Genomic DNA, 3,312 nt, shown 5'->3' on the forward strand with positions numbered 1-3,312 from the left:
CGCCGTCGATGAGGGTGTCGTTCGGGACGAATGAGCCCGGCACCATCTCCTCGACGACAGGGTGGCGTCCGGCCCTGATTGCGGTCCTGACCGAGTCGTCGAGGACGGGCCGCGTATAGTCGTTCCTCTGCGCGACCGCGGCGAGGGCCGCGTAGACGTCGAGGACGCCGATCGCCCGTGCCGTCTCCTGGAAACCTGGGACGGAGGCGGCGAGGGTGGCGACGAGGTCTGCAAAGAGTTCGGTCTCCAGGGAGAGGAGGCGCTCCTCGGCATTGGTGATGAGTCTCTCCTTCTCCCGCAGGTCCGCGGTGGTGAACCTCTCGCCGTTCGCCGTCGTCTGCTTCCGGTCATAGTCGGAGGGGACGAGGGAGAGGTTCGGCTTTGTCACCTCGATGTAGTAGCCGAAGACCCGGTTGTACCGCACCTTCAGGGACTTGATCCCTGTCCTCTCTCTCTCCTTCTGCTGGTACTCCGCAATCCAGTCCTTCCCCGACCCGGAGAGGCCCTTCAGTTCGTCGAGTTCAGGGCTGTAGCCCTCCCTGATCACGCCGCCGCCCTTGAGGTTCGCCGGCGGGTCGTCGACGATTGCGCGGGCGATGAGATCCCTGACAGCGGGGAAGTCGGAGATCTGGTCGACCGCCTCCCTGACCCGCGCCGGCAGGTCGCCCTGCAGGGTCTCTTTCACCTCCGGCACGGTTTCGAAGGACACCCTCAGGGTGACGAGGTCGCGGGGCGTCGCATTCCCGTAGGCGATCCTGCCCGCGATCCTCTCGATATCCGCGCAGCTGCGGAGGAGATCCTGGAAGGTCTCCCGTGCCGGGGTTTTCCCGACGAAGTACTCGACGGCGTCGAGGCGTGCGTCGATCTCTGCCCTGTCGAGGAGAGGGTTGACCAGGTACGCCCGCATCGTCCTGCTCCCCATCGAGGTCCGCGTCCTGTCCAGGACATGGAGGAGCGTCCCCTCCTTCCCCTCTCCCCGGATCGTCTCGGTGACCTCGAGGTTCCGCAGGGTGATCGCGTCGAGGGACATCCTCTCGGTGGTGGACCGCACAGAGAGGCCGATGATGTGGGAGAGGTCGGAGAACTGGGTCTCGGTGGCGTACCTGAGGGCGGCGCCGGCGGCCCGCACCGCCGCCTCCATCCCCTCGCACCCGAAGCCTTCGAGGGAGACGGTGCCGAAGCGGTCGAGGAGCACCTGCCGCGCCCTCCCGGCCGCGAACGCTCCCTCCTCATAGGGGGTGACCAGGACGCCCTGGGCGGAGAAACGCTCGCAAAGATCGCCGGTGAGAGGGGCGGGGACGATGCACTCCTGCGGCCTGTATCGTTCCACCTCGGAGACGACCTCGCCGCCGTCCCTGCACTCCTCGACGAAGAACTCGCCTGTGGAGATGTCCAGGAAGGCGAGGCCGAAATCCGCACCATTCGGGCAGAGGGACATCAGGTACCGCGCCCCCGGCGAGGCGATCATGGAGGCGTCGATGACCGTGCCGGGGGTGATCACCCGGACGACGCCCCTCTTCACGATCCCCTTCGCCTTCTTCGGGTCTTCGAGTTGCTCGCAGACGGCAACCCGGTAGCCCTTCGCGACGAGGCGGGAGACGTAGGTGTCTGCCGCATGATAGGGCACGCCGGCGAGGGGCATCTTCTCCCCGTCCCTGTCCTTGCCCCGCGAGGTGAGCACGATGTCGAGTTCGCGGGAGACGATCTCGGCGTCATGACCGAATGTCTCGTAAAAGTCCCCCATGCGGAAAAAAATGACACAGTCAGGATGTTTTTCCTTCATTGCATAGAACTGCCGCATGGCAGGGGTCATCTTCTCCTCGGTCATTCTGTATGAGATCGGCCGTGTATCTATTAAGGTGTTTTTTTGAGGGAAAGATAACGGCCGGGATCGGATTTTTGAAAAAAGAGCAGGTTATGCCGGATGAAATGCCAGAGGGGCGCGTGCGGTGCCGGCATCGACTGCGTGGTCGAGGTACGGGATTCCCTCTGTTCTCGAACTCGCCGACACCCGTCTCCAGGATCGGGAGAGAACCCGCGAAGATCGAAGAGGATATGCCGAAGAGGAGCACCCTATCAAAAACATGGAGAATGTCAATGACATACAATACAATTGACTGGAACGCAGTCTGGAAGGAATTGTATGATGAGAATGCGGCGTGCCAGGGGAGCAGGGAGTGCGCCTCGACATGGGCTTCGCGAGAGAAAGCTCACGCATTTCTCGCACAGTCGCGTGAGAACCCCGAGCGGATCCGCCACGTCATCGACAGTTTCCCGATCGAGGCAGGGTCGACAGTGCTGGACATCGGCGCCGGACCCGGTACGCTCGCCGTTCCCCTTGCGTGCCGCGTCGCCCGCGTGACCGCCGTCGAACCGGCGGCGGGAATGGCCGACGTGATGGCGGGGTACGCCGAAGAAGAGGGCGTTTCAAACCTTGAGATCGTGCGGAAACGCTGGGAGGACATCGATCCCTCTGTCGATCTCAGGGGGCGGTACGACATTGTCGTCGCCTCGTACTCGCTCGGGATGCCGGATATCCGGACCGCGGTCGAGGCGATGTGCGAAGCGTCCTCACGATGGGTCTACCTCTTCTGGTTTGCCGGTACGACGGCCTGGGAGCGGACGATGGCCGACCTCTGGCCGGTGCTGCACGGAAAGGAGTTCCGGTTCGGCCCGAAGGCCGACGTCCTCTTCAACGTCCTCTATTCGATGGGGATCTACCCGAACATGGAGACGATACGGAGGGAGCATCTCCGCAGGTTTCCGGACCTCGAAGCAGCAGTTGCCGAATTCAGGGATCAGTGCCAGATAACATCTCCGGCGCAGGAGGAGATCCTCAGGGAGTACCTCTCCGCAACCCTCTCGAAAAACGGGGACGGCTTCCTGCATGCGGGGATGATGACGAGGGTGAAATTCTGGTGGGAAGTGGACGGGTGCCGGTGAGCGGCATTCTCGGCCCATCAGGGTAGAATCCTCGAACGGTCCCTCCCCCTACATCTCGCCGGCGAACGCCGCGAACTCATCCATCTCCATAAACCTGCACCGCCCCTTCTCAAGGACGCCGACAGTGTCGCACATCGCCTCCATCACCGCGGGGTCGTGCGACACGAAGATGCACGCCGTCTTGTTCTTCTGCTGCAGATCTTTCATCAGCGACAGCACCTGCGCCTGCACCGACATATCGAGCATCGACGTCGGTTCGTCGGCCACGATCAGTCTCGGCGCGAGCGAATAGATCCTGACCATCATCGCCCTCTGGATCTCGCCCCCCGACAACTGGTGGGGATACCGGGAGAACTGCTCGCGCCGCAG

3 protein-coding genes are annotated in these 3,312 nt (G+C 63.1%); 1 reads left to right on the plus strand and 2 read right to left on the minus strand.

All coding sequences use genetic code 11. From position 1 onward, the window contains the following. A partial coding sequence (gene mutS, locus PHP59_RS12165) for a DNA mismatch repair protein MutS (protein WP_300167355.1) occupies positions 1-1,828 on the minus strand: 1,828 nt, incomplete at its 3' end. A gap of 269 nt (positions 1,829-2,097) precedes the next feature. On the opposite strand from mutS, the gene PHP59_RS12170 reads away from it, so the two are divergent. Next, positions 2,098-2,943, plus strand: a complete 846-nt coding sequence (locus PHP59_RS12170; protein ID WP_300167357.1) for a class I SAM-dependent methyltransferase — start codon at positions 2,098-2,100, stop codon at positions 2,941-2,943. A 48-nt stretch (positions 2,944-2,991) separates the two neighbouring features. On the opposite strand, the gene PHP59_RS12175 is transcribed toward PHP59_RS12170, so the two are convergent. Beyond that, on the minus strand, positions 2,992-3,312 hold a 321-nt coding region (locus PHP59_RS12175; RefSeq protein ID WP_300167359.1), incomplete at its 5' end, for an ABC transporter ATP-binding protein.

Origin of the sequence: Methanofollis sp. (assembly GCF_028702905.1) — an archaeon.
GTDB lineage: Archaea > Halobacteriota > Methanomicrobia > Methanomicrobiales > Methanofollaceae > Methanofollis.

Excerpts from the sequence above, each read along its gene's own strand:
- PHP59_RS12170 (WP_300167357.1), top strand. The coding sequence starts at position 2,098 with ATGACATACAATACAATTGACTGGAACGCAGTCTGGAAGGAATTGTAT.